Source organism: Rhizobium ruizarguesonis (assembly GCF_012349115.1).
In the GTDB taxonomy this organism is placed as follows: domain Bacteria; phylum Pseudomonadota; class Alphaproteobacteria; order Rhizobiales; family Rhizobiaceae; genus Rhizobium; species Rhizobium ruizarguesonis.
On the sequence record NZ_PQIG01000036.1, the window covers coordinates 1 to 518 of the forward strand.

Here is a 518-nt window from a genome sequence, read left to right on the forward strand (position 1 = left end):
ATGTCGCCGGCATTGTCGACGATGTAGGTGTCGTGGCCAGCCCCGCCGATCAAGGTATCCGCACTTGCCCCGCCATTCAGCACATCATTGCCGGCGCCGCCGGAAAGCATATCGATGGCAGCGCCACCCGTGATCGTGTTGTCGAGACTATTGCCTGTTCCGACGAAGGCTACCGTGCCGATATAGGTGAGGTTCTCGACATCGCTGCCAAGCGTATAGCTTGCCAGTGTGGTGCGAACCGTATCGGTTCCGGCATCGGCGGCTTCGGTGACGATGTCGCCGGCATGGTCGACGATATAGGTGTCGTCGCCCGCGCCACCGATCAAGGTATCCGCACCGCCCCCGCCATTCAGCGTGTCGTTGCCGATACCGCCGGTGATCGTGTTATCAAGCACATTGCCCGTGCCGGTGAAGTTGGCGGACCCCGTGTAGGTCAGGTTCTCGACATTGACCAAGGCGGCGATCGAGTAGGCTGCAAGCGCCGTGCGGATTTCGTCGGTGCCGGCGCCGACCGCCTC

1 protein-coding gene is annotated in these 518 nt (G+C 62.2%); it reads right to left on the reverse strand.

From position 1 onward, the window contains the following. The coding region (locus C3Y91_RS05260; protein WP_168575105.1) for a calcium-binding protein at positions 1-518 on the reverse strand (518 nt) is incomplete at both ends.